Here is a 24119-nt window from a genome sequence, read left to right as displayed (position 1 = left end):
TGTTCTCCGCCCGCCGGAGGACCCGTCGTCAGGACGCGAACAGGTCGCGGGCGACGTCGGCCGACTCGAACAGGTAGTCGCGCGAGGCGCTGAGATCGTCGCGCAGGCGCGCGAGGTCGACATCGAGGAGGCGACCCTTCCACTTGCGGACCTTGCCCGCGACGATGACGGATTCGACGTTGGAGCGCTCCATCAACCCCACCACGGCGCCGGGCACGTGGTTCAGCGGCGCGACGTTGAGGGCCTCCGCGTCGAGGATGACGATGTCCGCCTCTTTCCCGGGAGTCAGAGTTCCGACCCGGTGATCCAGTCCGAGATCACGCGCGCCGTTGATCGTCGCCCACCGCAGGACGTCGCGAGCGGTGAGGAGCGCCGGGGTGTCTTCCACGCCGGAGAGGATCATCTCGTGCACCTGACCACGCTGCAGTGCCATCGCCCCACGCATCTGCGTGAAGAAGTCCGCGGTCAACGTGCATTCGATGTCGGTCGACAGCGAGGGCTCGATTCCCATCGCCAGCGCCTTCAGGAGGGGAGGCGTGCCGTGGCCCATGCTCACCTCGATGGGCACCGCCGCCGAGAATCCGGCGCCCGCGTCCTTCGCCCGCTGCCACCCGAGTTCCGACATCCCGGTCATGTGGAGGAAGAGGTTGTCGCTGCCGAAGGCGCCTGCCGCGGCCAGCTTGTCGAACTCCGGCCCGAGACCGAAACTGCCCACGACGTGGGCGACGATCGGGAGACCGAGCTCGCGCCCTACCTCCCACGCCCTCTCATAGCCGGGGAGGTAGATCTCTCCTCCCATCATCATCGTCAGCAGCTGATCCGATGAGGAGAAGTGCTGCGAGCGCAGCCGGCCGGCATCCTCCGGGTACTGGTTGCCTGCTCTGCCCCCGTGACTTTCGAAGTATCCGAAGACCGCGCGGCGCCCCGAACCGGCCAGCGCTTCCACAGTCGCGTCCGAATGCTCCGGCGAATGGTGGATCTGCGAGACGTCGAGCACGGTTGTCACTCCGGCGTCGAGCTGACTGAGCGAGCCGAACAGCGTGTTGATGTGCACATCTTCGGGCCGGTACTGCGGCGCGAACCGATCCAGCACGTAGTCGACGTAGTTGACCGCCGCGTGCGGACGCCCGTCGTTGAAGAGCACCGCGTCGGCGAGGAAGCCACGCAGGGCCGTCTCGAAGAGGTGGTGATGGGTGTCGATGAACCCGGGCATGACGATGCGGCCGCGGGCATCGACGACCGGGATGCCGGACACCGCCAGATCGCGCCCCACCGCGACGATGGTGGAACCGTCGACGAGCACGTCGGCTTCCTCGAAATCCCCCACCTGCGGGTCCATCGACATCACCGCCCCGCCGCGGATCACGTACCGGTCGCCGGGCCGGCCGCTGCGTTCCGGATCCAGCGCGGGGCCTGGGTGGTTGTCGGGTGTGTTGTCGAGGTTGGTCATGTGATGTCGCCTTCGTCGAGTGCCGCGCTGAGTCAGTTCAGGATGGGGATGCCGATCTCGCTCCAGTTCTCGGGGGTGTCATCCCGTGCCCACAGATTCATCGCGTGCGGATGCGCCGACCAATCGACGGCCTTGTACGCGGCCTCGTCATCGATGCGGAGCAGGTCGGTGTAGACCTCGACGACTGCCTCCTCCGGGTCGAGAAGATAGGTGAAGATGTTGAATCCGGGTCCGTGCCTGCCCGGGCCCCAGAGGAAGTGCTGTCCGTCACGCGCGACGTGATCGGCGTAGTGGGCGATCTCGCCGATGCTCGCCATCTCGAAGGCGTAGTGATGCATCCTGCTCCCGCCGCCCGCCGGGCTCTGAGCGATGGCGATACCGTGGTGATCGGGGTCGCACCGCAGCCACGTGGCCCAGTCGCCGAACCGGTCCGACACGCGGAAGCCGAGGACATCCAGGAGGAACCTCTCGACCTCTGCCTTCTCCTCGGCGAAGAAGGTGACGTGGCCGAGTTTGCGTGCGAGTGCGGGGATCACCGTATCCACGCTGAGCGGTAGGCGCTCCATTCCGGAGTACAGCTCGAACACGATCCCCTCCGGACCGATGCACCGGATGGCCTTTTGGATGCCGACCTCCTGCACCTGTTCGCTGAGGATGATGGCACCGGACGCGATGATCCGGTCGCGCAGCGCGTCGAGGTCACGGGGATCTTCGATCTCCAGCCCGACGTGGTCCAGCCCCGCTCGATCGGATTGGATCAGTTGAAGCTCGTGATGGCGCGCGTTGGCCGACAGATGCACTTCCGTCGGCGAGGCCCACGTGGTTCGCAGTCCGAGCGTGCGCCGCGCGTGATCGACCGACTTCTCCAGGTTCGTCACTCTCATGGCGATATGACCGACGTGCATCCGCATGGTGTCCACTCCCTTGTGCCACGGTGTGCCGACTTGGCCTCGAGTCAACTATACAACAGTGAACCCAATAGTCGATAGTTAGAGATGTTCTGTTTTCGTCTCAGTCGGCGGCCGACGCTCCTCGGGTCCGCGTGCGCGGTGCGGCTTCGTCCGAGCGAAACGCGCCGATGTTCTTCACTGCCAGATCTCGCGTCTTCTCGATATGCGCCTTGAGCAACGCCGAGGCCTTGTCCGCTTCCCGGGCGATGGCCGCCTTTGCGAGCGCGTCGTGCTCGGCCGCGACGTTGCGCTGAGCACCGGGCGAAGGCTCGGACCAGTTGCGGTAGAGCTCGGCGCTCTGGAACAGCGACGCGCAGATTCCCAACAGGACGTCGTTCTGACAGCCCGCAAGCAGCTGGGCATGGAATTGGCGGTGCGCCGTGACCCAGTCGGGATTGAGGCCCTGATCCTCGAGCCGCAGCGGCGTGCGGTTGAGGGTGTGATGTGCGGCCATCACCGACGACTCCCAGGCGAGATCCCCGCTCTCGACGGAGATCCGGATGGTGATGCCCTCGACCTCGACGCGCGCTTGGACGATATTCTCGAGCCTCTCCCGTGACAGCAGGGGCACCGCGAATCCGAGGTTGGGCTCGGCGAGAACGAGCCCCTGCTCCGACAGTCGCGTGAGCGCCTCGCGGACGACACTGACGCTGACGTCATACTCGGGCCCGAGGGTGGCCGGGCGCAGCCGGGCACCGGGAGCGAAGTCGCCGCGGAGGATGCGGTCGCGGATCTGCTCGTACACGTCGACGCCGAGCGTGCGTGCGTTGCCTCTCATCGCCATGGCTTGATCGTACCGTCCGCGGATTCTTCCACCTGGAATACTCGACTGTTACCGCATCTGTCGATACGACCCGCGGTCAGCCGCGCGCAGAGCCGACCAGAGTCGTCTCCATGGCCCCCAGGCCTTCGATCGTCGACGTCAGCACCTCGCCGGGACGCAGGAAACGCTTCGGCACGCGCGCGACGCCGACTCCGGAGGGGGTGCCTGTGAAGATCAGGTCACCCGGCAGGAGCGGGGTGACGGCGGAGAGGCGTTCGATGAGGGCCGCGACGGAGAAGATCATCTGAGAGGTGCGTCCCGATTGCAGCACCTCGTCCCCGAGGCGGCTTTCCAGAGCCAGGTCCGTGGGATCCTCGAATTCGTCCGGAGTCACGACCATCGGTCCCGTGGGTGAGAACCCGGGGAAGGACTTCGCCAGCGAGAACTGGGGCATCGGGGGCAGCAGCTGCAGGGTCCGTTCGGACAGGTCCTGCCCGATCGTGAGGCCTGCGACGTGCTCCCACGCGTCGGCTTCACGCACGCGGACGGCTTCGCGTCCGATGACGACGACGAGTTCGACCTCCCAGTCCACGGTGTCGGTCGGCAGCTCCACCTCGGCGAAGGCGCCGGTCAGCGAGGTAGGGAACTTGGTGAAGGTCGGCGGGAAGGTGGGCTCGCCCTCCCCCGCCTCGGCCGCGTGAGCGCGGTAGTTCAGTCCGATGGCGAACACCTGGCGCGGGCGCGGGACCGGCGCCGCGGCGCGTCGCTCATCGAAGGGCAGGGCGGCGGAACCCGCGACAGACGGCGCCCAGGCGAGGAACTCTTCCCAGCGTTCGTAGATCGCCTGAGGGTCGGAGGAGAACCGCCCTGCACTGGCGTTCTCGACATCGATGGCGCGGTCATCCTCAACGATGACGAGGCGCTCGGCGAGGTTGGCGATCTTCATGGTGTGCGCCTTTCTGGTGCGTCGCCGCACGTGCGGCATGGTCTCGATCCAGGATAGATTAGAATCGATTCTTTAGGAACTATCGATTCCACGCATCACGTGCCGCCGAGGTAGGCAGCCCGAACCGCGGGGGTGGTGAGCAGCTCGGCGGAGGGTCCGCTCATCGTCACGCGGCCGTCGTCCAGGACGTAACCGAAGTCGGACATGGAGAGGGCGGCGTGCATGTTCTGTTCCGCGATGAGCATCGTCACTCCCTCCGTCCGCACCTCCTCCAGGAGCCGGAAGACCCGCTCGACCACGATGGGCGCGAGACCGAGAGACGGTTCGTCGAGGATGAGCAGGCGCGGACGGGAGATGAGAGCGCGCCCGATCGCGACCATCTGCTGCTCGCCGCCGGAGAGCGTGCCTGCCTTCTGCCGCGACCGCTCGGTGAGGACCGGGAACAGATGCAGTACCCAGTCGAGTCCGCCGCGCGAACGCGCACGCGCAGCGCGATCGTGCAGCCCCATCTGGAGGTTGTCCCACACGCTCAGGTGCGGAAAGAGACGCCGGGCCTCCGGCACGAGGGCGATGCCCTGTGCGGGTCGAGAACTGGACGGCGAGCCGGCGAGGTCCTGTCCCTCGAACAGGATGCGGCCGCCGCGGACCGGTTGCATGCCCATGAGGGCTTTCACCAGGGTCGACTTGCCCGCGCCGTTGGATCCGATGAGCGACACCGACTGCCCGGAGCGGATCGACATGCTCACTCCGCGCAGCGCGATCGCCTGGTCGTAGGAGACAGCGACATCCTGTACGTCAAGCATGGGACGAACTCCCCAGGTAGGCCTCGATCACAGCGGGGTCGGCGATCACGTCGGCCGGTACGCCGCTGGCGAGGTTCCGGCCGCGGTTGAGCACGTACATGCGGTCGGCCAGGCGCGTGACCGCTTTCACGTTGTGCTCGATGTACAGAATGGCCACACCGGATTCGCGAAGACTCGCGATGAGCTCCACACCCGCCTCGACCTCGGTCGGGTTGAGCCCGCCGAGCACCTCGTCGAGGAGGAGAAGCTGCGGCGAGAGAGCCAGGGCTCGAGCGATCTCGAGGAACTTGCGTTCGTGGAGCGTCAGCGTCGAGGTGGCCGCGTCCGCGTGCGAGGCCAGCCCCACTCGTCGGAGGATGTCGGCCGCCTGGGCGTCGGCATCCGTTCGAGAGGCGCGGTGGCGCCCGAACATCGCCGGGAGCACCACGTTCTCGTGCACCGAGAGGGACGGCAGCGGTCGGGGAATCTGGAAGGTGCGCGAGATGCCGCGCCGCGCACGGCGATGGGCCGACATCGTCGTGACCTCGTCGCCCTGGAATTCGATCACGCCGGCCGAAGCGAAGGTCGACCCCCCGATGGTGTTCAGCAGTGTCGTCTTGCCGGAGCCGTTGGGTCCGACGAGTCCGACGATCTCGCCGGCCTGCACCTCGAGGTCGACCCCGTCCAGCGCGAGGAGACCGCCGTAGCGCTTCACGACCCCGCGACACGAAAGCACGCTCATGACACCACCGGTCCTTTCCTCCGCCGGGATTCGAAGAGACCGCCCACCCCGCGAGGGAGGACGACGATGAAGAGCACCAGAAGCAGCCCGACGACGATCTGGGCGATCTCGGGAACCCCGAGCCCCCTGAGGATCTCCTGCAGGACGACGATGACGACGGCCCCGAGGATCGGCCCGTACCACTTGGTCACCCCGCCGAGGATCGACATCATCACGACGAACAGCGGCACGGTGAAACTGAACACCGCCGCCACGTCGACGTAGCCGAGGAAGACCGCCTGCGGGGCGCCGATGAGCCCGGCCAGGCCCGCGCTGAGCGCGAACGTGCCGACCTTGTAGCGGTAGGTGGGCACGCCGAGCGACTCAGCGACCTGCTCGTCGTCGCGGATACCGGAGAGGGCCCGCCCCCACCGTCCGCGCCAGATCACGACGGTCAGCGCGACGGTGAGCAAGGCGAGCACGACGGCGGTGAGATACAGGCGCACCGGGTCGTTGCCCACGAAGGTGCCTTCTGCCGCTTGCAGGAGTGAGACGCCGGCGCCGCCGTCGATCGCGGGGATGTTCAGGGCGATCGTGGGAACCACGAACGCGAGTGCGAGGGTGACGAGGCCGAACAGGTCGCTCCGGAACCGGGATGACGCGAACATCGCCGCGCCGAGAGCCGCGGCGACCGCCGCCGAGACGAGACCGGATACGAGGATCGTCACGACGAAGGGGAGCCCGGGGAAGGCACGCAGCAGAACGGCCGTCGTGTAGATGCCGATCCCGAAGAACACCCCGTGCCCGAAGCTGGGGTATCCGGCGGCGCCGGAGAAGACGTTCCAGCTCGTGGCCAGCACGATCCACACCATGAGCTGGAACCCGAACGCGACGATGTACAGGTTTCCCGGCACCAGGAACGGCACCAGGACCAGCAGCACGGCAGCGGCGAGGATTCCGCCCAGGGTCGTTGTGGTCTTGTTCATGCCGTCCTCCCCAGGGCGATCCGCAGCCGGCCGGCTCGCACCACCGGCTCGAGAGCCAGGTAGAGGAAGAGCACGCCGTAGGCGATCGCCGGCGACCACGAGGGAGACAGATACAGCGACCAGACGTTCTGGATCATCAGCACCAAGACCGCGACCAGCAGCGCGCTGAGGGGCCTCCCCAGGCCTCCGAGGAGACAGGCGACGAAGACGATCCCGAGCCACTGCGTGGTGAGGTGCGGCTGCAACGGCATTTTCATGGCGACGATCGTCCCCGCCACCGCGGCGGTGGCGGCCACGACGCCGGATACGACGAGCGCGAGCGTGAGGGTGCGAACACCGAAGATCTGGGCGATCGGCAGGTCCTGATGCATCGCGCGGAGTGCGCGTCCCGATCTGGTGTATCGCAACCAGGCGGCTGCGCCTCCGACGAGGATGACCGCTGCACCCAGGCTGAGCAGATCGACCGGGTGAACGGCGAGGTCCCCGAGTGCGACGGCCGTCCGCCACTCCTCAGGCAGGGCCGTCCGCATGCTGAGCACGTCAGAGCTCCAGATGAGACTGATCGTGTTCTCCGCGGCGATGAACAGGCCGAAACTGATGAGCAGCGTGGTGAAGACGCTCGCTTTGATGACGTGCAGCAAGTACTGCAGCCCTACCCCCACGAGGAAGAAGGCGGGGACGGTGATGGCGAGGGAGGCGAAGGGACTCATCTGCGCCTCCACGACCAGGGTGTACGAAATGTATGCCGAGACGAGCACGAGGGAGATGTGGAAGAAGTCGGCGACGCCGAGCAGGCCCCACTTCACCGTGATGCCCAGGGCGATGCAGCCGAACAGGCAGCCCAAGAGGGCGCCGGACACGAGCGTTTGAGCCAGCGCATCCATGTGCGGTCCTTTCGTCGTGATGGGCGGATGAAGACGGGGGAGACGGCTGCCTCCCCCGCCGGGGCGGCTACCGTGCGACCGGCTCCGCAAGCGCCAGGTCCGCCGGCGCCACTGTGACGCGCTCGCCGTCCTGGATCTGGGTGATGCGGTTGACATCTGTGCCGTAGCCGTTGAACCCGCCGAAGGTCAGTGGCCCGGCGATCGTGTCGACAGTGGCGCCGCGAAGGTATTCGATGATCGCCGCGCGATCGAGTCCGGCGTTGGCCACTCCGGCGAGCAGGGTCTGCCACGCCGCGAAACTCGCGGCGGCCTGAGTCTCGACCTGCGGGAAGAGTTCGAGCCCGGCGGCAGTCGCATGGAACCGCTCGACGAAGTATTCCGCCTGGGGGTCCCCCTGAAGGGTCGAGTTCTCCTCGAAGATGGAAAGCGTCATGAGCCCCTCGGCCTCCGACCCCAGCGACTCCAGCGCAGCGGGCGCGGCCACCGAAGCGACGAACTGCTTCGGCACGTATCCGATCGTGGCGAAGGCGTCGAAGAGGTTCACGACGTCGCCGCCGACGCCTCCCCACCAGATCACGTCGGGATCGGCCTGCTGGATGCGGAGGGCGATCGAGCTGAAGTCCGTGGTCCCGAGGTCGAACTCCACCTTCGCGAGAGTCTCGACATCATTGCCCTCGAACTCGGCCTGCACCGCCTCGCCGATGACGATCGAGGAGGGGAACTTGGGGATGCCGTAGAAAGCGGTCGCCGGGGGCTCACCGGTGCGCTCGAGCGCGTCCCACACCAGCCCAGCCATCGGCACGAAGAACTCGTCGGGGTCCTCGGTGCCGCCGCCATGCTGCCAGACGGGGAAATGGTTGTCGCCGACGAAGTCGGCCGGCGAGCCGAAAGTGTGCGTGATATACGGGAACCCCGCCCGGCCGACCGGGCCGGCCGCCGCGAGGATACTGGCGGTGGCGTACGGGCCCATCACCAGATCCACACCCTGGTTGATCAGGTTCTCGTAGTTCGCGGCCGCGTTGGCCGGAGTGGACGCATCGTCCAGGACGCTCCACTGGATCGGACGCCCGTCGATCCCACCGCACTCGTTCACCCACTCCACGACGATGTCGGCGACGGCGTCGTGGATCTTCGCGGCGGCCGCGAAGTTGCCCGTGAGACTGAGGGACCCTCCCACCACGATCGGTTCACCGGTCGGGGCCTCCTCGACGCAGTCCAGGTCGGCAATCGGGGCGACGAGGGCGACGCCCGGGCCCTCGACAGGGGCGGTCTCGGCGGGCTCTGCCGCGCCGCAGCCCGACAGGATGAGAGCGGCGGCGAGGCCGGCTCCGAGAACAGGAAACTTCTTCATCGATGCTCCTATGGGTTGTCGATCGCACGCCACTTCGCGCGCGATCGGAGGTCAGGTGAGGATGACTCCGCCATCGACGACGAGGGTCGCGCCGTTGATCCCGGCGTTGTCGGTGAGGGCGAAGGTCGCCGCGACGATGTCGTCCGTCGTGACGAGGCGCTTTCCGGGCGTCCGCTGGCGGATCGCCTCATAGACGGCCTGGCGCGCGGGTGCGGCGCCTCGGCTGGCGGGGGTGTCGCCCACCACCCCCGGGACGATGGTGTTGACGCGCACAGGCGCGATTTCCAGAGCGAGCGAGTTCATCAGACCGACGACTCCCGCGTTCGCCATCGACAGGGAGACCGAGCCGGGCACCGGCTTCCACATCGACAGCCCGCTGAACATCACCACGGAGGCCCCGACGGTGAACTTCGTCAGTGCGTGATGCACAGCGGTCGCGTATCCGACGTTCTTCATGAGGAGTGCTCGCGCGCTGTCGTCCGGTTCGTACTCGGCGATCGTGTGGCTGTCCCGCTCCACCGCCGCGAGGATCAGGTGATCGATCGGGTCGCACGCGGCCATGAAGGCCTCGATCGACGCCCAATCCGACAGATCGCACGTGGCCGCCGCGCAGTTCTCGCCGACCGACTCCGCAGCGGTCATCCCGACGTCGAGATCGCGTCCAGCGATCGTGACCCGGCATCCCAGCGCGTGCGCGCGCTTCGCCAGCTCGAGCCCGACACCCCTGGTGCCCCCGATGATGACGACATGCTGACCGTGCTGAGGCATGAGCGCTGTTCCGATCCTCTCGCCATCGTGAGCCTGACTCCCGGCGTCCGCGCCGGTGAACGACACTATACATAAGAATCTTAAGTAACGGTATTGTCGATTGTTGGAGGCGATGATGACTCGATGGATCTCGTACAGGACGGCAGAGGGCGCTCGGCCCGCGGTGGTGGTCGGGGAGCACGCGCATCCGTACCCGGGCAGCGAGACCCTGCTCGACCTCATCACCGCGGACTCGCTCTCTCGCGCCGCCACTCGCGCGCTGGAGGTATCGCCGGTCGAGCTGGCCGATCTCACCGTGGTCGAACCGCTCCGGCCGGGGTCGCTCCGCGACTCGATGTGCTTCCACGAGCACATTCGCAACTCGCTCGGGCCGGTGGACCCCATCCATTCGCAGTTCCCCGCGTTCTACCTCTCCAACGCCGCCGCGGTGATCGGCCCGTACCAGGACGTGCCGATGGCGCCGGGCACCTCCCAGTTCGATTTCGAGCTGGAAGTCGCGGCTGTGATCGGACGGACGGCCCACAACGTGCGACCTCAGGATGCCGACAGCCATATCGCCGGCTACACGATGTACATCGACTGGAGTGCCCGAGACCTTCAGTTCACCGAGATGACCACCCGCCTGGGCCCCGCCAAGGGCAAGGACACCGCCACCACGCTGGGCCCGACCTTTGTCACAGCCGACGAGTTCGCACCCCGGCGAGCCGGCAAGGGTTTCGATGTCGGGATGCGCGCATCCGTCAACGGTCGCGAGGTCGTGGCGGGCAACTGGTCGACGATCGACTGGGCGTTCTCCGACGTCGTCGCATACACGTCACGCGGAACGACTCTCCACCCCGGTGACGTCATCGGGTCGGGAACGGTCGGCGGGGGGTGCCTCCTGGAGCACTCCCGGACGAACTCCCCCGCGTTCCAGGGGTGGCTCGAGCCCGGGGACATCGTGGAGATGTCGGTGGACCTCATCGGGCGGACGCGACAGACCATCGTGGCCGCCGAGCCGCTCCATCCGCTCTCATCCGGCTGGTAACGGGCCGCTGTCCGCGCGGATGGTGTGGATGATCGCGGAGAAGTCCTGTGCGCCGCCCGCCCCGTCGGCGAACTCGCGATAGATCTCTCGCGCGAGCATGCCCAGCTTCGCGTCGACGCCGGTGAGGTCGATCGCGGCCTCGGCAAGGCCCAGGTCCTTCGACATCAGTGCGCCGGCGAAGCCCGGCTGGTAGTCGCGGTTGGCCGGGCTTGTCGGCACGGGTCCCGGGACAGGACAGTTGGTCGTGAGCGCCCAGCACTGTCCCGACGCGTTCGAGGCGACGTCGAACAGCGCCTGATGCGACAGCCCGAGGCGCTCGCCCAGGACGAACGCCTCGGCCACGACGATCTGGGTGACCCCGAGGATCATGTTGTTGCACACCTTCGCCGCCTGGCCGAGACCGGGTCCGCCGCAGTGCACGATGCGCCGCCCCATCCGCTCCAGGAGCGGCAGGGCGGCAGCGAACGCGTCCTCCTCGCCACCGACCATGAAGGCCAGGGTCGCCCCCTCCGCTCCCACGACGCCACCGGATACCGGAGCATCGAGACTGCGGTGGCCCGCCTCGAGAGCGAGCGCGTGCGCGGTGCGCGACTCGTCGACGGCGATCGTCGAGGAATCGATGAAGAGCGTGCCGCGAGGCGCGGCGGCCAGGAGCCCGGGCGAGCCCGCCGCTCCCGCATACGCGTCGATCACGTGCCGACCGCTCGGGAACATCGTGAAGACGACCTCCGCATCGGCGACGGCTTCTGTCGCGCTCGACGCGACGACGATGCCGGCCGCGCGCGCACCGTCCAGGGCAGCCGGCACCACATCGAATCCCGTCACGACGTGACCCGCACGGACGAGGTTCGTCGCCATCGGCAGGCCCATGTGGCCGAGGCCGAGGAACGCGATCGTGGTCATCTGTTCTCCTTCGGTGGGTGATATCCGGTCGCGAGGATCATCGGCGCTCCAGGAGGCTGCGGCCGACGATGAGGCGCATGATCTCATTCGTTCCCTCGAGGATCTGGTGCACCCGCAGGTCGCGCACCACGCGCTCGATCCCGTACTCCGAGAGATACCCGTAGCCGCCGTGCAGCTGCAGGGCCTGATTGGCGACGTCGAAGGCCGCGTCGGTGGCGAACCGCTTGGCCAGAGCACAGGATGCGGCAACGCCCGGGGCGCCGGCGTCCAGATCGCTCGCGGCGCGTTCCAGCAGGGCGCGCGCGGCCTGCAGCTGGGTCTCCATGTCGGCCAGGGTGAAGACGATGCTCTGGTTCGCGGCCAGGGGCGCGCCGAACGCATGGCGGTCCTGCACGTACGCCCGCGCCCGGTCGAACGCCCACTGCGCGCCGCCCAGCGAGCACGCGCCCATGTTCAGCCGTCCGCCGTTGAGGCCCTTCATCGCGATGCCGAAGCCGTCGCCCTCCTCGCCGAGACGCGCGTCGACCGGCACGCGCACGTCCTCCAGGATCACCTGGCGGGTGGGTTGGGCGTTCCAGCCCATCTTCTTCTCGTTCGGGCCGAAGCTGAGCCCCGGGGTGCCGTCGGGGACGAGGATCGCGCTGATGCCGCCTGCTCCCGGCGCCCCGGTGCGGGCCATCACGATGTAGAGGGCGGAGGCGCCGGCGCCGGAGATGAACTGCTTGACGCCGTTGAGGACGTACTCGTCGCCCTCCCGCCGCGCCGACGTGGTGAGGGCGGCCGCGTCCGATCCCGCCCCGGGCTCGGTGAGGCAGTAGCTGCCCAGCTGCGTCATCGCCGTCAGCCCCGGCAGCCATTCCTCCCGCTGCGCCGCGGTACCGAAGGTGTCCACCATCCACGCCACCATGTTGTGGATCGAGATGTACGCCGCGATCGTGGTGTCGCCACCGGCCAGCGCCTCGAAGATCGCGACCGCGTCCAGCCGCGTCAGCCCGGCGCCTCCGCTCTCCTCCCGGACGTAGACGCCCCCGAGCCCGAGCTCACCCGCCTGGGCGAGCACGTCCACCGGGAAGTGCTTCTGCGCGTCCCACTCCGCAGCGTGCGGGGCGAGGGCGGCGTCGGAGAAGTCGCGGACGGCTTCGACGAGGGCCGCGCGTTCCTCGGTCATGTACGCGTGCATGATCAGTGCATCGTCGGGATGACGAAGCTGGCGCCTTCCTTGATCCCCGACGGCCACCGCGTGGTCACGGTCTTCGTCTTCGTGTAGAAGCGGAACGCGTCGGGTCCGTGCTGGTTGAGGTCGCCGAATCCCGACTTCTTCCAGCCGCCGAACGTGTGGTAGGCGATCGGTACCGGGATGGGCACGTTGACGCCCACCATGCCGACGTTCACCCGGGTGGAGAAGTCGCGGGCGGCGTCGCCGTCGCGCGTGAAGATGGACACACCGTTGCCGTACTCGTGGTCGGAGGCCATCGCCAGGGCCTGCTCGTAGTCGTCCGCACGGGCGATGACGAGCACCGGGCCGAAGATCTCCTCGCGGTAGATGGTCATGTCGCGGGTGACGTGATCGAAGAGTGTCGGACCCAGGTAGAACCCGTTCTCGTAGCCGGGCACCGAGTATCCGCGGCCATCGGCGAGGAGCGTGGCACCCTCGTCGATGCCCTGCTGGATGTACCCGCTCACGCGCTCCACAGCCTCCCGGGACACCAGCGGCCCGTAGTCGACGCCGTCCTCCAGCGCCGGACCGATCGTGAGCGAGGTCACCCGCTCGGCGAGCTTGGCCGCGAGCGCGTCGGCGGTCGCCTCCCCCACGGGAACGGCCACCGAGATCGCCATGCACCGCTCGCCCGCCGAGCCGTAGCCGGCACCGATCAGGGCGTCGGCGACCTGGTCGAGGTCGGCGTCGGGCATCACGATCATGTGGTTCTTCGCACCACCGAAGCATTGCGCGCGCTTGCCGTTCGCCGCGGCCGTGGCGTAGATGTACTGCGCGATCGGCGTCGAGCCGACGAATCCCACGGCCTTCACCCGCTCGTCGTGCAGGATCGCGTCGACGGCCTCCTTGTCGCCGTTGACGACGTTGAGGACCCCGGCGGGGAGGCCCGCCTCGAGGAAGAGTTCGGCGATGCGCAGCGGGACCGAGGGGTCGCGCTCGCTCGGCTTCAGGATGAACGCGTTCCCGGCCGCCAGAGCCGGACCGGCTTTCCACAGCGGAATCATCGCCGGGAAGTTGAAGGGCGTGATTCCGGCGACCACGCCGAGCGGCTGGCGCAGCGAGTGCACGTCGATGCCGGTGCCGGCCCCCGTGCTGAACTCCCCCTTCAGCAGGTGCGGGGCCCCCGCGGCGAACTCCACGACCTCGACACCCCGCTGGATGTCGCCCTTCGCGTCATCCACCGTCTTCCCGTGCTCGCTGGAGAGCAGACGCGCCAGGTGGTCGAGGTCTTTCGCCACGAGGTCGAGGAAGCGCAGCAGTACCCGGGCGCGGCGCTGGGGGTTCCATGCGCCCCACGTGAGCTGGGCCTCTTCGGCGTTGGCGATCGCCGCAGCGACCTCCGCGGCGCTCGCCAGGGGCACCCGTGCCTGCACCTCGCCGGTGGACGGGTCGTACACATCGCCGAAGCGCCCGGAGGTGCCGGCGACGTGCTCGCCGCCGACGAAATGGGTCAATTCCTTCATGACGTTCTCCTTGCTCAGACGATGGTCATGGCGCGCGCGGGATCCGACAGGATCGCACCGAGCTCAGCCAGCACAGTAGACGCGAGTTCGCCGTCCACCAACCGGTGATCGACAGACAGCGCGAGTTGAGTGACCCGGCGCGGCACGATCTCGCCACCGACGACCCACGGCATCTCGCGGATCGCACCGAACGCGAGGATCGCCGCTTCACCGGGATTGAGGATCGGGGTGCCCGCATCCACGCCGAGGGCACCGATGTTGGTGATCGTGATGGTACCGGCGCTCATGTCGGCGGGGGTGGTGCGACCCGCGCGCGCGTTCTCCACGAGTGCGCCGATGGCGCCGGCCAGACCTTCGAAGGCGAGCGTGTCGGCCGACTTGATGTTGGGCACGATCAGGCCGCGCGGCGTCGCGGCGGCGATCCCGAGGTTCACGCGCCGGTATTGGACGATCTCCTGTGCGCTCTCGTCCCACGACGCGTTGATGGCGGGATGGCGGCGGATGGCGAGGAGGAAGGCCCGCGCGACCAGGAGGAGAGGGTTGACGCGCACGTCCTGGAAGGCGCGGTCCTTCTTCAGCCGCGCGATGAGCTCGACGGTGGGGGTGATATCCACGGTCAGCCAGACGGTGACGTGCGGCGCGGTGAATGCGGATCGCACGACCGCCTCCGCCGTCGCCTTGCGCACGCCGCGGATCGGGGTGCGCAGGTCGCCGTCGTCGGGCGCCGAGGGGGATGCCGCCGGCGCGGGGGACGCCGCGGCGGAGGCGAGCAGCGCGTCACGGTGGACGACGCCGGAGGCGTCGGCGGGCACGGAGGCCAGGTCCACCCCGAGCGACTTCGCCAGTGCCCGCACGGGCGGCTTCGCGCGTGGACGCCCGGGCGCCTCCGCCGACAGCGAGGAGGCGCCCGAGGCGCCCAGTCTGCGCTTGCGGGCCGGCGCCGCGGTGGGACCGGTGCCCACGAGCACGAGCGGCTTCTCGTCATCCGCCGCATCCGAAGCGGCCCCTTCGAGCTGCGCCGCCGCATCCCGGGCAGCCGCCCCGCGGAAGGCGCGGGCGCCGGGCGGAGCCTCGCCGGCACCATCCCCAGCCGCCTCCGCCTCGCTCCGGTCACCCAGGGAGACGAGGACCGTCCCGACCGGCACCGTCGTTCCCGCCTCGACATGAATGGACAGAACCGTTCCCGCCACGGGCGACGGGAGTTCCACGACCGCCTTGGCGGTCTCCACCTCGACGAGCAGGTCGTTCACGCCCACGGTGTCGCCCTCGGCGACGAGCCACGTGAGGATGTCGGCCTCGGTGAGCCCCTCTCCCACGTCAGGGAGCGCGAAGTTCATGACAGGCATGATGGGCCTTCCTAGAAGTTGAGAGCGCGGTCGACGGCGTCGAGGACCCGGTCGACATCGGGGAGGAACTGGTCTTCGAGCTCCGCGGCGGGGTAGGGCATGTTGTACGCCCCGACCCGCAGGACCGGTGCCTCCAGGTCGTAGAAGCACGCCTCGGTGACGGCGGCGGCGATCTCCGCACCGATGCCGAGGAAGGTCGATGCCTCGTGCACGACCACCATGCGCCCGGTCCGGCGCGCGCTCTCCCGCAGCGTCGGGAGGTCCAGGGGCGAGATCGAACGGAGATCCACCACCGACACGGAGAATCCGTCCTCCTCGGCGGCCTGTGCGGCGGCGAGCGCGGTGGCCACCGACGGCCCGTGCGCCACGAGCGTGCAGTCGGTGCCTTCGCGCAGCACCGCTGCCTGCGACATCGCCCGCGTCGGGTGCGCCGACACCTCGGCCTTCTCCCAGTAGCGGCGCTTCGGCTCGTAGAAGATGACGGGATCGTCGGAGCGGATCGCCTGCTGGATCATGTGGTACGCGTCGTCGGGGTTCGAGCACGAAACGACACGGAGCCCCGCGGTATGAGCGAAGTAGGCCTCGTTCGATTCGCTGTGGTGCTCGACGGCCCCGATGCCGCCGCCGGCCGGGATGCGGATGACGATGGGCAAGGCCAGGCGCCCGCCGGAACGGGCGCGGAGCTTGGCGAGCTGACTGACGATCTGGTCGAACCCGGGGTAGACGAATCCGTCGAACTGGATCTCGCACACCGGACGGAACCCGCGCAGGGCCAGCCCGATAGCGGTTCCGATGATCCCCGACTCGGCCAGGGGCGTGTCCATCACCCGTCGCTCGCCGAACTGCGCACTGAGGCCGTCGGTGACGCGGAAGACCCCGCCGAGCACCCCGACGTCCTCCCCGAGGAGGACCACCCGATCGTCGTCGGCCATCGCCTGGCGGAGCCCGGCGTTGAGCGCTTTGGCGAGGGTGAGGGTGCCCAGGCCCTCCTCCGCGGCGTCGGTCGACCCGAGCACGGCGCTCACATCCCCGCCATTCCCGCGACCCGGCGGGCTCGCTCGAGTCGTTCCTGTTCCAGGAGCGGGTGCGGCTCGGCGTAGACGGCGTCGAACAGGTCGTCGAAATCGGGGGCGGTCAGCGCGCGGCACTCGGCGCGCGTGGTCTCGGCGAGCTTCTCCAGCGACTCGTCGAGGCGGTCGAACCACCGGGCGGGGGTTCCGTTGCGTTCGAGCACCACCCGGAGCCGGATAAGTGGATCGCGGGCGGTCCACGCCTCGACATCGTCGTCGTGCCGGTACCTCTTGGGGTCGTCCGAGCTGCTGTGTCCGGAGAGCCGGTAGGTCTGCGCCTCGATGAGGACAGGACCGTTGCCCGCGCGGACGTAGTCCGCCGCCTGGCGGGTCACCTCGTGCACCGCGAGGGCGTCGTTGCCGTCGACGTGGAAGCCCGGGATGCCGAAGCCAGCCGCGCGTCGGTGCAGGGGGGACGCCATCTGGGTGGTCGTGGGCGTGGAGATCGCCCACTGGTTGTTCTGCACGAAGAAGAGGACCGGAAGGGCAGCGGCGGCCGCCCAGTTGAGCGCCTCGTTCACGTCGCCCTCGCTGGCGGCGCCGTCGCCGAAGTACACCGCGACGACCTCATCCGAACCCTCGAGCGCGATACCGGTCGCGTACCCCACCGCGTGGAGGGTCTGCGTGCCGAGGACCAGCGAGTAGATGTGGAAGTTCGACTGTGTACTGCTCCACCCTGCATGGGTGACTCCGCGCCACTGCGCCATGAGCTCGCTCGGAGAGAGCCCGCGCACGAGCCCGACCGCGTGCTCGCGGTAGCTGGGGAAGATGGGGTCGGAGTCGCGCAGCGCACGCGCCGACCCCACCTGGGCCGCCTCCTGACCCCACGACATGAGCCAGAGCTTCAGTTCGCCCTGACGCTGCAGCGCGAGGGCCTCCCGGTCGAAGCGGCGCGCGCGCGCCATGTCGCGATACAGCTGGCGCGCCAGCACCACGTCCACGCCCTGTTCCGCACCCTCGGCGGTGAGGTCGCCCTCCGGGGTGACGAACTGCGTGGGCGGGAGGGCCGGCTCCGGCCGGGCCGGAGAGATCAGTCGAGGGGCGCGGACGGCGACGGCGGTCATACGAGCTCCTGGGGGGTGGGGGCGGTGACCTCGTATCCCGTCACACCGACGGTGTTCGAGAGCGTGAGGGCGAGCGTGCGCAGCCGATGCTGGGTGGTCTCCACCGTCGCCGCCATCCATCGGTACGATCCGGCCGAGGAATAGGTGGCCTGCAGGATGTCCACCTGGCGTCGGTGGAACACGGACACCAGGCGCAGGAGGCCCTCGGAGTCACTGCTGCGAACGGTCACCGTGACGATGGATCGGTGGACGTCCTCGGTCGGCGACGGCCCACGGGCTCCTGCGCTCATTCGACAACCTCCTCGTTCGTCGGCGTCCTCTCGGCCGCGCGCATCCGCTCGCAAAAACGACTGCCCTGTCAGCTATGTTGGAAATACGTGGGCAGGGTGTCAAGTGATCTGCTCACAACTGGTCATTTCGAACATCTAGACTCGCGATTACCCCGGAGGAGGTAGGCGGAATGCCAATGATCGACCGGCTCGACGCAGAGATCATCAGCACATTGGCCGACAACGCCCGGATCGGCATCGCGGAACTCGCCGCCGAACTCGGTGTCAGCCGGACCACCGTGCAGCTCCGGCTCCGCAAGCTCGAGGAAGAGGGCGTGCTCCTCGGCTTCCAGCCCATCGTCAACCTCAGCAAGATGGGGGCACCGGTCGAGGCACTGGTGACGTTGGAGATCGACCAACGGCGCATGGGGACGATCGTGCGAGGACTGCACGCCCTGCCCGAAGTCCTCGAGGTCCGGATTCAGGCCGGCCGCGAGGATCTGCTCGCCCACGTCGGGATCGGCTCGCTTGAGGAGCTTCAGGTGCTGACGGCGGCGATCGTCGCGATCGAGGGGGTGCGCAAGACGACATCGACCTTCACGGTCTCCACCCCCGTGCGCTATCGCCTCGCACCGCTGCTTCGCAAACTCACGCGCGAATCGGGATGGGGACGCGCGAACCCCGCCCCCACCGAAACGGGCATCGCGACCGGCCCCTGAGTCAGCGAGGCAGCGCCTTCGAGCGACGGAGTCGTGCGGTCTCGGAGGGAAGCTCCCCGTAGGCCGCGCGATAGGAGGCGGCGAATCGCCCCATGTTGGTGAAGCCATGCCGGTGCGCGACCTCGGTGAGGGTGCCGGATCCCGGCGCCCTGAGGAGATCCGCTCTCACCAGCGCCAGGCGGCGCGAGCGCACGTACTCCATCGGCGTCATGCCGAGGTCGCGGCGGAAGGCGGAGAACAACGCTCTCTCCGACACGTTGGCGTAAGCGGCGAGATCGGCCACGGTGTGCGGGTCGTCGGGAAAGGCGTGGATGTACTCGGTCACGAGTTCGACGACCCGCTCAGAGGCGGCGGGTGCGGGCCGAAGGATCTCGTCACGGTAGTTGTGCTGATGGTCGATGAGGAGCGCCGACAGGAGGCAGTGCTCAAACTCTCCGATGAGCGCAGCGGATGGCCGCGCTCCACCGAGCTGTGCCGCCGCGCGGCTCAGCGAACCCATCGTGGCGACCAGCCGTTTGCCGGCACCTGCGATGTCGAGCGAATCGGAGAACTCGATGGGGTCGCGGATGGGGCGTCCGATCAGCTTCTGCAGGTGATCGGTTACGCGGGTCCGCGGGATCACGAGCATGTGATGCGTCACGCCCTGGTCGTACACCATCGCCATCGATCGCTGGTAGTCCATGACCGCTGCGCGCCGCTCGTCCGCGACGAGCGGCGCCGCACCCTCGCGGGTGACAACCGATTGCCCACCCGACACGACGCTGATCGTGATCAGGGGGATCGGCGGATCGCAGGCGATCGTGACGCCGGCACCGTATCGAGCAGACATCACCGCGACGTCGCCGATGGCGGAGTAACGGACGTTCGCCTGGAACTCGTCCAGCTCCCCCCACACCTCCATCTCGTGGGAGCACTTGAGGTAGCTCTCGCTGCGCGTGCGCGCCTCGAGGGGGTCGCGAGTGGTGAACTCCCGCACGGCACGGTGATCCCCGCCCGGACGAACGCTCAGCTCGTGATGCATATCCCAGTCACTTCCCTGTGGTGGATACGTCGCTCTCAGTATGGCGCCGAGGGGCCTGGTCATCGATCCTCGAGTGCTCCCCGAGGCTGTGCCAGGTGCGGTTGTGGTAGACCAGCGGACGCTCGGGAGGTGATCCTCCGCCCTCCGGCACCTTCGCCTGGAGGGCCTCCACCGCCACGACCGTCGATCCGCCCGCCTGCATCTTCTGCACGACACGCCCGCGGATCCACACCGGCGCGGCGGGGAAGTACGGCTCTCCCGTGTCCAGTCGGGCCCAGCGCGAGGTGTCGGCGAAACGGTCGATCCCGCTCGTGGCCCCGAGCTTGGCGATCTCGATCTGGTCGGCCCCCAGAAGATGGACGACGACCGTGTCGGCTCGGCAGATCGTGGGTGTGCTGGACGAGAGCTCGGAGACCGAGAACACCAGCAGCGCCGGGGTGACACTCACCGAGATGACACTGGTCGCCGTCAGTGCGACCGGGCCTTCCCCGACGTCTGCGGTGATCACGGCCACCCCTGCGGGGTGGTTGCGAAACGCTGCCTTGAACTCATCCGGGGTGACGGCGTCAGCCGCGCGGTGCGGCGAGATCGAGCTGGTGGCGTACGGCTCGCGGACGCCATCGGCCACGGTGCGCGGATGCGACACGATCCCTCCTTCCTCCGTCTACGTCCGGGCGCCTTCCGGCGTCAGGCCGCCCCCACCGCCGAGCGCGCGGGCTCTTCCTGCGCCTCACCGCGGAAGTGGGGGATCACTTCGCGGGCGAACAGCTCGGTGTTGCGCCGCGTCATCCAGGCGGGCATGTCCCCGATCGGGAGCATCGCCTGCACCTGGCCGAACCCGAGTTCCTGGCGGAGCTCTTCGATGCGGCGACGCACGGTCTCGGGCCCGCCGACGATCACGTACCCGCCGTCGATCATGTCCTGGTAGGTCAGGTCGTTGTAGAGCTTGTCGGTGGAGTTCAGGATTCCGCGCATTGCCCCCGGGCTCATGTACCCGGCCGGGAACACCATCTCCGAACTCTGACGCAGCCCCTTGTGGAAGAGCCACTCCAGGTGCTGCTGCCCCTCCCGGAGGGCCGAGTCGTCGTTCTCCCCGATGAAGATGGGGATCGCCAGCGCGATGTTGTTCGGGTCGACGGTCTTGCCGATATCGGTCACCGCCTTGCGATAGCCGTCGAACCACTTCTTCACCGTCGCGGTGGATGCATAGACGGAGACGTACATGTAGTCGTTCTCGGCCACCCACTTCATCGTCTCGGGGCTTCCGGCGCCGGGAACCGCGATCGGCGGGTGCGGCTGCTGAAGCGGACGCGGCCACGTGTTGACGTACCGGTACTCGTAGTGCTCGCCGATCCATTCGAACGGGCCGGTCGTCGTCCAGGCTTTCTTGATGAGGTCGTGGGCTTCATTGAACCGCGACCGCGAATCGGAGGGAGCCACGCCCGACACCCAGTGCTCCCAGCCGATCCCCCGGACGAAGCCGGACACGAGCCGGCCGTCGGTCAGGTGGTCGAGCATGGCGATCTCCTCCGCGACGCGGAGCGGGTTGCCGCGCACGGGGAGGGCGTTGCCGAGCACCATGATGGTCGCGTTCTTGGTGCGGCGGGCCAGGGCCGCGGCCATGATGTTCGGCGAGGGCATGAGCCCATAGGCCGACTGGTGATGCTCGTTGACGATCACGCCATCGAAGCCGAGCTCGTCCGCATACTCCAGTTCATCGAGATACCGGTGGTACAGCGCGTGACCGACCTCCGGGTCGAAGTTGGCATTCGAGAACGTGAGGGACGGCGACGGGTACTTCTCGACGTCGTGGAAGTCATCGGGCAGGTGGGGGTAGGGCATGAGGTGGAAAAAGTTGAACTTCATGGCTCTGGTCTCCGTCCGTGGCCTACTGGTCGAGGAAATCGACGACGCTCGTCGACACGAGGTCTGCGCGCTCGCCGTAGAGGGCGTGGCCGATACCGGGGATCACCACGAGGTCGGCGTCCGCGATCCGCTCGGCGTAACGCCGGCAGTGCTCGAGCGGAACGATCCGGTCCTCCTCCGCCGCGACGACGAGCGTCGGCGCCGTGATGCGGCGCAGGCGACGCTCCAGGCGGGGGTTGCTCAAATACGGGTTCCACCCGAACCGTCCCAGCGCCCCGAGGTCGCGGTAGACCCGAAGGATGTCGTCGACCGATGGCGGCGTGGCCAGGATCGTCTCCACGAGTGCTTCGTCGTGGTAGAGCGAGGCGATGAGTTGCGGTGGGGTCATGATGAACAGGTCGGCGATGGGCGCACCGGGAATCCGCAGACCGGCGGGCGCGAGGAGGGCCACGCGGCGGAAGCGTTCGGGCGAATGGACCGCCAGTTCCGCTGCGATCCAGCCACCGAAGGAGGCGCCGATGAGGTCGACACGGTCCAGTCCCAGCGTGTCGAGCAGGTCGAGGTAGTGGTACACGAGGTCGTCGATGGTCGTCAGTGACGGGAAGTCGTCGGTTCCGCCGAAGCCCGGGTGGTCGGGGATGATGAGGTCGCGACCGTCGGCCAGAGTGGCGTGGAACGCGGCCCACTCCCCTGACCCGCCGGCGGAGTGGAGGAAGAGGGTCGGCGTGCCGCTTCCGCGGCGCCGATAGCTCACCTGGCCCTCGCCCACCTCGAGCTGCTGCGCCTCGGGAAGTGTCGGGTTCTGCGCTGTCTGGGACATCTACGTCTCCTTCGCGAAGGGCTCCGGGTCATCGACCGCGGGGCGCCGGAAGGCGAAAGCACCGCATCCGCGGTCGCCGTCGCACATCGTCGTGCACTGCTCCAGCTCGTCTGCGCCGTCTCCGGCGCATCGACACCATGACTCTAAACAGGCAGCACCGCGGAGCAGAGCCGTCGACTGCACACTTCGAGGACGATTACCGTCACGCGGGCAGGTATCGCGAACGCGGTGCCGCACCGGGATCACGGCGCGCAGCACGGGACCCGCTTCGCGCGCCACCAGGTAGCGTGCTGGATATGAAGGCGATCATCTACTCATCGCACGGTGATTCCTCGGTCCTGTCCCTCGTCGACCGCGAACCGGCTGACCCCGGCTCCGGCGAGGTGCGCGTGCGGATCGCCGTGTCCGGCGTCAATCCGACCGACTGGAAGGCCCGCACCGGATCCACGCGCCGTGATGACTTCGCCGAGATCGTCCCCAATCAGGACGGCGCCGGCGTCATCGACGCGGTCGGGGAGGGCGTGACCGATCTCGAGGTCGGTGACCGCGTGTGGATCTACCTGGCGCAGCACCAGCGCCCCACCGGCACCGCACAGGAACTGACCGTGCTCCCGGCCGCGCGCGCCGTGCGACTGCCCGACGGGATCGACATGGCCGTCGGCGCGTCGCTCGGAGTCCCCGCCATGACCGCGCACCGCGCCCTCACCGTCCATGGGGACGGCCCATCCCGACTGCATCCCGGCGCGTTGGACGGCCGGACGGTGCTCGTGGCCGGCGGCGCCGGAGCCGTCGGGCACGCCGCGATCCAGCTGGCTCGCTGGGCCGGAGCGACGGTGGTCGCCACCGTCTCCTCCCCGGCGAAGGCCGCCCTCGCGCGTGCAGCCGGGGCGCAGCACGTCATCCACTACACGACCGAAGACGTCATCGCGCGGATCGGCGAGGTGGCACCGAACGGGGTCGACCACATCGTGGAGGTATCGATCGCGGCGAACGCCGAGATCGACGCGGCCATCGCCGCCAACCACGCCTCGATCGCGTACTACGCCGACGACGGCGGGGAGACCTTCACCATGCCCACCCGCCCCTCGTTCGCCAAGAACCTGCGAGTTCAGGGCGTCCTCCTCTACACAGTGCGACCCGCGGCGTGGGAGGCCGCAGCGGCCGACATCACCGCTGCTCTCGCAGACGGCGCTCTGCCCGTCGGGGAGGACGCCGGGCTGCCGCTGACCTGGTTCCCCCTGTCGGAGACCGCCGCCGCGCACGACGCCGTCGAGCGGGGCGCCGTCGGGAAGGTTCTCCTCCGGGTTTCCGACCTCTGAGGGCGCCTCCCCCTTACACGGGGGTGGCCGCCAGGTTCTTGGCCGCCCACTTCCCGAGCTGCTCGAGCACAGGAACCAGCTCTTCACCGCCGGGGGTGAGGGCGTACCCGACCGACACAGGCGGACCGGACTCCACCGTGCGGGAGAGGAGACCTGCTTCGACCAGCTCGGACAGCCGGTCGGACAACACCGCGTCGCTGATGCCCATGACCGTGCGGCGGAGGACGACGAAGGAAAGCGGGCCACCTCCGAGCGCGTCGATGATCATCCCGTTCCACCGCTTGCCGAGGATCGAGAAGGCGAGGGTCACCCGCGCATCGCAGGCGCGCCTGTCGTGCGTCTCGCGCGCGTCTCGCGCCTCCTGCAGCTCCGCAGCCATGGGTCCATTCTAGCGTGCTAGCTTATGCAAAGTCGC

The 24119-nt window shown here is 68.4% G+C and carries 25 protein-coding genes; 3 read left to right on the top strand and 22 right to left on the bottom strand.

The window, feature by feature from the left end:
• Positions 1-28 precede the first annotated feature (28 nt).
• The 10 genes from AC2DFQ_RS05315 to AC2DFQ_RS05270 form a co-directional block, all read right to left on the bottom strand.
• Entirely contained in the window at positions 29-1450 is a 1422-nt protein-coding gene (locus tag AC2DFQ_RS05315; RefSeq protein ID WP_484533170.1) for an amidohydrolase family protein, read from the bottom strand.
• Positions 1451-1482: 32 nt separating this feature from the next.
• Positions 1483-2355, bottom strand: coding sequence for a VOC family protein (locus tag AC2DFQ_RS05310; RefSeq protein ID WP_484509967.1), 873 nt, complete (start codon positions 2353-2355; stop codon positions 1483-1485).
• A gap of 106 nt (positions 2356-2461) precedes the next feature.
• A complete protein-coding gene (locus tag AC2DFQ_RS05305; protein WP_484508149.1) occupies positions 2462-3184 on the bottom strand; it encodes a GntR family transcriptional regulator in 723 nt (240 codons plus the stop codon).
• Between the two features lie 76 nt (positions 3185-3260).
• A complete protein-coding gene (locus AC2DFQ_RS05300) occupies positions 3261-4109 on the bottom strand; it encodes a fumarylacetoacetate hydrolase family protein (protein ID WP_484508148.1) in 849 nt (282 codons plus the stop codon).
• 95 nt (positions 4110-4204) lie between these two features.
• The gene (locus tag AC2DFQ_RS05295; RefSeq protein WP_484508147.1) at positions 4205-4912 is read right to left on the bottom strand and encodes an ABC transporter ATP-binding protein; all 708 of its coding nucleotides are present in this window, start codon (positions 4910-4912) and stop codon (positions 4205-4207) included.
• Positions 4905-5633, bottom strand: coding sequence for an ABC transporter ATP-binding protein (locus tag AC2DFQ_RS05290; protein ID WP_484508146.1), 729 nt, complete (start codon positions 5631-5633; stop codon positions 4905-4907). The genes AC2DFQ_RS05295 and AC2DFQ_RS05290 overlap by 8 nt, the downstream gene beginning before the upstream one ends.
• Positions 5630-6598 carry a branched-chain amino acid ABC transporter permease gene (locus AC2DFQ_RS05285; RefSeq protein ID WP_484533169.1) on the bottom strand — a complete coding sequence of 323 codons (969 nt, stop codon included), beginning with the start codon at positions 6596-6598 and terminating at the stop codon, positions 5630-5632. The genes AC2DFQ_RS05290 and AC2DFQ_RS05285 overlap by 4 nt, the downstream gene beginning before the upstream one ends.
• The gene (locus AC2DFQ_RS05280) at positions 6595-7482 is read right to left on the bottom strand and encodes a branched-chain amino acid ABC transporter permease (RefSeq protein ID WP_484508144.1); all 888 of its coding nucleotides are present in this window, start codon (positions 7480-7482) and stop codon (positions 6595-6597) included. Before AC2DFQ_RS05280 ends, AC2DFQ_RS05285 begins: the two co-directional genes overlap by 4 nt.
• Before the next feature lie 67 nt (positions 7483-7549).
• Positions 7550-8833, bottom strand: a complete 1284-nt coding sequence (locus AC2DFQ_RS05275; protein ID WP_484533168.1) for an ABC transporter substrate-binding protein — start codon at positions 8831-8833, stop codon at positions 7550-7552.
• 51 nt (positions 8834-8884) lie between these two features.
• Positions 8885-9601: an SDR family oxidoreductase gene (locus AC2DFQ_RS05270; protein ID WP_484508142.1), complete on the bottom strand. Its 717-nt coding sequence runs from the start codon at positions 9599-9601 to the stop codon at positions 8885-8887.
• 115 nt (positions 9602-9716) lie between these two features.
• Between AC2DFQ_RS05270 and AC2DFQ_RS05265 the strand changes: the two genes are divergently transcribed.
• Entirely contained in the window at positions 9717-10628 is a 912-nt protein-coding gene (locus AC2DFQ_RS05265; RefSeq protein ID WP_484533167.1) for a fumarylacetoacetate hydrolase family protein, read from the top strand.
• Here the strand turns inward: AC2DFQ_RS05265 and mmsB are convergent.
• The 7 genes from mmsB to AC2DFQ_RS05230 all read right to left on the bottom strand — a co-directional run bounded on the left by mmsB (position 10614) and on the right by AC2DFQ_RS05230 (position 17980).
• Positions 10614-11531: a 3-hydroxyisobutyrate dehydrogenase gene (mmsB, locus tag AC2DFQ_RS05260; protein WP_484508140.1), complete on the bottom strand. Its 918-nt coding sequence runs from the start codon at positions 11529-11531 to the stop codon at positions 10614-10616. The genes AC2DFQ_RS05265 and mmsB overlap by 15 nt on opposite strands.
• Positions 11532-11568: 37 nt before the next feature.
• Entirely contained in the window at positions 11569-12699 is a 1131-nt protein-coding gene (locus AC2DFQ_RS05255; protein ID WP_484533166.1) for an acyl-CoA dehydrogenase family protein, read from the bottom strand.
• Positions 12700-12713: 14 nt separating this feature from the next.
• Positions 12714-14210, bottom strand: a complete 1497-nt coding sequence (locus AC2DFQ_RS05250; RefSeq protein ID WP_484508138.1) for a CoA-acylating methylmalonate-semialdehyde dehydrogenase — start codon at positions 14208-14210, stop codon at positions 12714-12716.
• Between the two features lie 14 nt (positions 14211-14224).
• Positions 14225-15556, bottom strand: coding sequence for a dihydrolipoamide acetyltransferase family protein (locus AC2DFQ_RS05245; RefSeq protein WP_484533165.1), 1332 nt, complete (start codon positions 15554-15556; stop codon positions 14225-14227).
• A gap of 11 nt (positions 15557-15567) precedes the next feature.
• On the bottom strand, positions 15568-16488 hold the full coding sequence (locus AC2DFQ_RS05240) for an alpha-ketoacid dehydrogenase subunit beta (protein ID WP_484509966.1): 921 nt from the start codon (positions 16486-16488) through the stop codon (positions 15568-15570).
• Positions 16489-16577: 89 nt separating this feature from the next.
• Positions 16578-17690, bottom strand: coding sequence for a thiamine pyrophosphate-dependent enzyme (locus tag AC2DFQ_RS05235; RefSeq protein ID WP_484533164.1), 1113 nt, complete (start codon positions 17688-17690; stop codon positions 16578-16580).
• Positions 17687-17980, bottom strand: a complete 294-nt coding sequence (locus tag AC2DFQ_RS05230) for a hypothetical protein (RefSeq protein WP_484508135.1) — start codon at positions 17978-17980, stop codon at positions 17687-17689. The genes AC2DFQ_RS05235 and AC2DFQ_RS05230 overlap by 4 nt, the downstream gene beginning before the upstream one ends.
• A gap of 170 nt (positions 17981-18150) precedes the next feature.
• On the opposite strand from AC2DFQ_RS05230, the gene AC2DFQ_RS05225 reads away from it, so the two are divergent.
• A complete protein-coding gene (locus AC2DFQ_RS05225; protein WP_484533163.1) occupies positions 18151-18678 on the top strand; it encodes an Lrp/AsnC family transcriptional regulator in 528 nt (175 codons plus the stop codon).
• Position 18679: 1 nt separating this feature from the next.
• Here the strand turns inward: AC2DFQ_RS05225 and AC2DFQ_RS05220 are convergent, their stop codons facing one another.
• From AC2DFQ_RS05220 to AC2DFQ_RS05205, 4 genes are all read right to left on the bottom strand, one after another.
• On the bottom strand, positions 18680-19654 hold the full coding sequence (locus AC2DFQ_RS05220) for a helix-turn-helix transcriptional regulator (RefSeq protein ID WP_484533162.1): 975 nt from the start codon (positions 19652-19654) through the stop codon (positions 18680-18682).
• Positions 19655-19706: 52 nt separating this feature from the next.
• Positions 19707-20288, bottom strand: a complete 582-nt coding sequence (locus tag AC2DFQ_RS05215) for a flavin reductase family protein (protein ID WP_484533539.1) — start codon at positions 20286-20288, stop codon at positions 19707-19709.
• Positions 20289-20386: 98 nt separating this feature from the next.
• Entirely contained in the window at positions 20387-21565 is a 1179-nt protein-coding gene (locus tag AC2DFQ_RS05210) for an LLM class flavin-dependent oxidoreductase (protein ID WP_484533161.1), read from the bottom strand.
• A gap of 22 nt (positions 21566-21587) precedes the next feature.
• Positions 21588-22385 carry an alpha/beta fold hydrolase gene (locus AC2DFQ_RS05205; RefSeq protein ID WP_484533160.1) on the bottom strand — a complete coding sequence of 266 codons (798 nt, stop codon included), beginning with the start codon at positions 22383-22385 and terminating at the stop codon, positions 21588-21590.
• A gap of 296 nt (positions 22386-22681) precedes the next feature.
• Between AC2DFQ_RS05205 and AC2DFQ_RS05200 the strand changes: the two genes are divergently transcribed.
• Positions 22682-23704, top strand: coding sequence for an NADPH:quinone reductase (locus AC2DFQ_RS05200; protein WP_484533159.1), 1023 nt, complete (start codon positions 22682-22684; stop codon positions 23702-23704).
• Positions 23705-23717: 13 nt separating this feature from the next.
• Here the strand turns inward: AC2DFQ_RS05200 and AC2DFQ_RS05195 are convergent, their stop codons facing one another.
• The gene (locus AC2DFQ_RS05195) at positions 23718-24083 is read right to left on the bottom strand and encodes a winged helix-turn-helix transcriptional regulator (RefSeq protein ID WP_484508129.1); all 366 of its coding nucleotides are present in this window, start codon (positions 24081-24083) and stop codon (positions 23718-23720) included.
• Between the last annotated feature and the right edge of the window lie 36 nt (positions 24084-24119).

Source organism: Microbacterium sp. Z11_20, assembly GCF_057197605.1.
The sequence above is the reverse complement of the archived record's forward strand: the minus strand, read 5'-3'. Positions and strand labels throughout refer to the sequence as shown.

Excerpts from the sequence above, each read along its gene's own strand:
- AC2DFQ_RS05315 (WP_484533170.1), bottom strand. The coding sequence starts at position 1,450 with ATGACCAACCTCGACAACACACCCGACAACCACCCAGGCCCCGCGCTG.
- AC2DFQ_RS05310 (WP_484509967.1), bottom strand. The coding sequence starts at position 2,355 with ATGCACGTCGGTCATATCGCCATGAGAGTGACGAACCTGGAGAAGTCG.
- AC2DFQ_RS05305 (WP_484508149.1), bottom strand. The coding sequence starts at position 3,184 with ATGGCGATGAGAGGCAACGCACGCACGCTCGGCGTCGACGTGTACGAG.
- AC2DFQ_RS05300 (WP_484508148.1), bottom strand. The coding sequence starts at position 4,109 with ATGAAGATCGCCAACCTCGCCGAGCGCCTCGTCATCGTTGAGGATGAC.
- AC2DFQ_RS05295 (WP_484508147.1), bottom strand. The coding sequence starts at position 4,912 with ATGCTTGACGTACAGGATGTCGCTGTCTCCTACGACCAGGCGATCGCG.
- AC2DFQ_RS05290 (WP_484508146.1), bottom strand. The coding sequence starts at position 5,633 with ATGAGCGTGCTTTCGTGTCGCGGGGTCGTGAAGCGCTACGGCGGTCTC.
- AC2DFQ_RS05285 (WP_484533169.1), bottom strand. The coding sequence starts at position 6,598 with ATGAACAAGACCACAACGACCCTGGGCGGAATCCTCGCCGCTGCCGTG.
- AC2DFQ_RS05280 (WP_484508144.1), bottom strand. The coding sequence starts at position 7,482 with ATGGATGCGCTGGCTCAAACGCTCGTGTCCGGCGCCCTCTTGGGCTGC.
- AC2DFQ_RS05275 (WP_484533168.1), bottom strand. The coding sequence starts at position 8,833 with ATGAAGAAGTTTCCTGTTCTCGGAGCCGGCCTCGCCGCCGCTCTCATC.
- AC2DFQ_RS05270 (WP_484508142.1), bottom strand. The coding sequence starts at position 9,601 with ATGCCTCAGCACGGTCAGCATGTCGTCATCATCGGGGGCACCAGGGGT.
- AC2DFQ_RS05265 (WP_484533167.1), top strand. The coding sequence starts at position 9,717 with ATGACTCGATGGATCTCGTACAGGACGGCAGAGGGCGCTCGGCCCGCG.
- mmsB (WP_484508140.1), bottom strand. The coding sequence starts at position 11,531 with ATGACCACGATCGCGTTCCTCGGCCTCGGCCACATGGGCCTGCCGATG.
- AC2DFQ_RS05255 (WP_484533166.1), bottom strand. The coding sequence starts at position 12,699 with ATGACCGAGGAACGCGCGGCCCTCGTCGAAGCCGTCCGCGACTTCTCC.
- AC2DFQ_RS05250 (WP_484508138.1), bottom strand. The coding sequence starts at position 14,210 with ATGAAGGAATTGACCCATTTCGTCGGCGGCGAGCACGTCGCCGGCACC.
- AC2DFQ_RS05245 (WP_484533165.1), bottom strand. The coding sequence starts at position 15,556 with ATGCCTGTCATGAACTTCGCGCTCCCTGACGTGGGAGAGGGGCTCACC.
- AC2DFQ_RS05240 (WP_484509966.1), bottom strand. The coding sequence starts at position 16,488 with ATGGCCGACGACGATCGGGTGGTCCTCCTCGGGGAGGACGTCGGGGTG.
- AC2DFQ_RS05235 (WP_484533164.1), bottom strand. The coding sequence starts at position 17,690 with ATGACCGCCGTCGCCGTCCGCGCCCCTCGACTGATCTCTCCGGCCCGG.
- AC2DFQ_RS05230 (WP_484508135.1), bottom strand. The coding sequence starts at position 17,980 with ATGAGCGCAGGAGCCCGTGGGCCGTCGCCGACCGAGGACGTCCACCGA.
- AC2DFQ_RS05225 (WP_484533163.1), top strand. The coding sequence starts at position 18,151 with ATGCCAATGATCGACCGGCTCGACGCAGAGATCATCAGCACATTGGCC.
- AC2DFQ_RS05210 (WP_484533161.1), bottom strand. The coding sequence starts at position 21,565 with ATGAAGTTCAACTTTTTCCACCTCATGCCCTACCCCCACCTGCCCGAT.
- AC2DFQ_RS05205 (WP_484533160.1), bottom strand. The coding sequence starts at position 22,385 with ATGTCCCAGACAGCGCAGAACCCGACACTTCCCGAGGCGCAGCAGCTC.
- AC2DFQ_RS05200 (WP_484533159.1), top strand. The coding sequence starts at position 22,682 with ATGAAGGCGATCATCTACTCATCGCACGGTGATTCCTCGGTCCTGTCC.
- AC2DFQ_RS05195 (WP_484508129.1), bottom strand. The coding sequence starts at position 24,083 with ATGGCTGCGGAGCTGCAGGAGGCGCGAGACGCGCGCGAGACGCACGAC.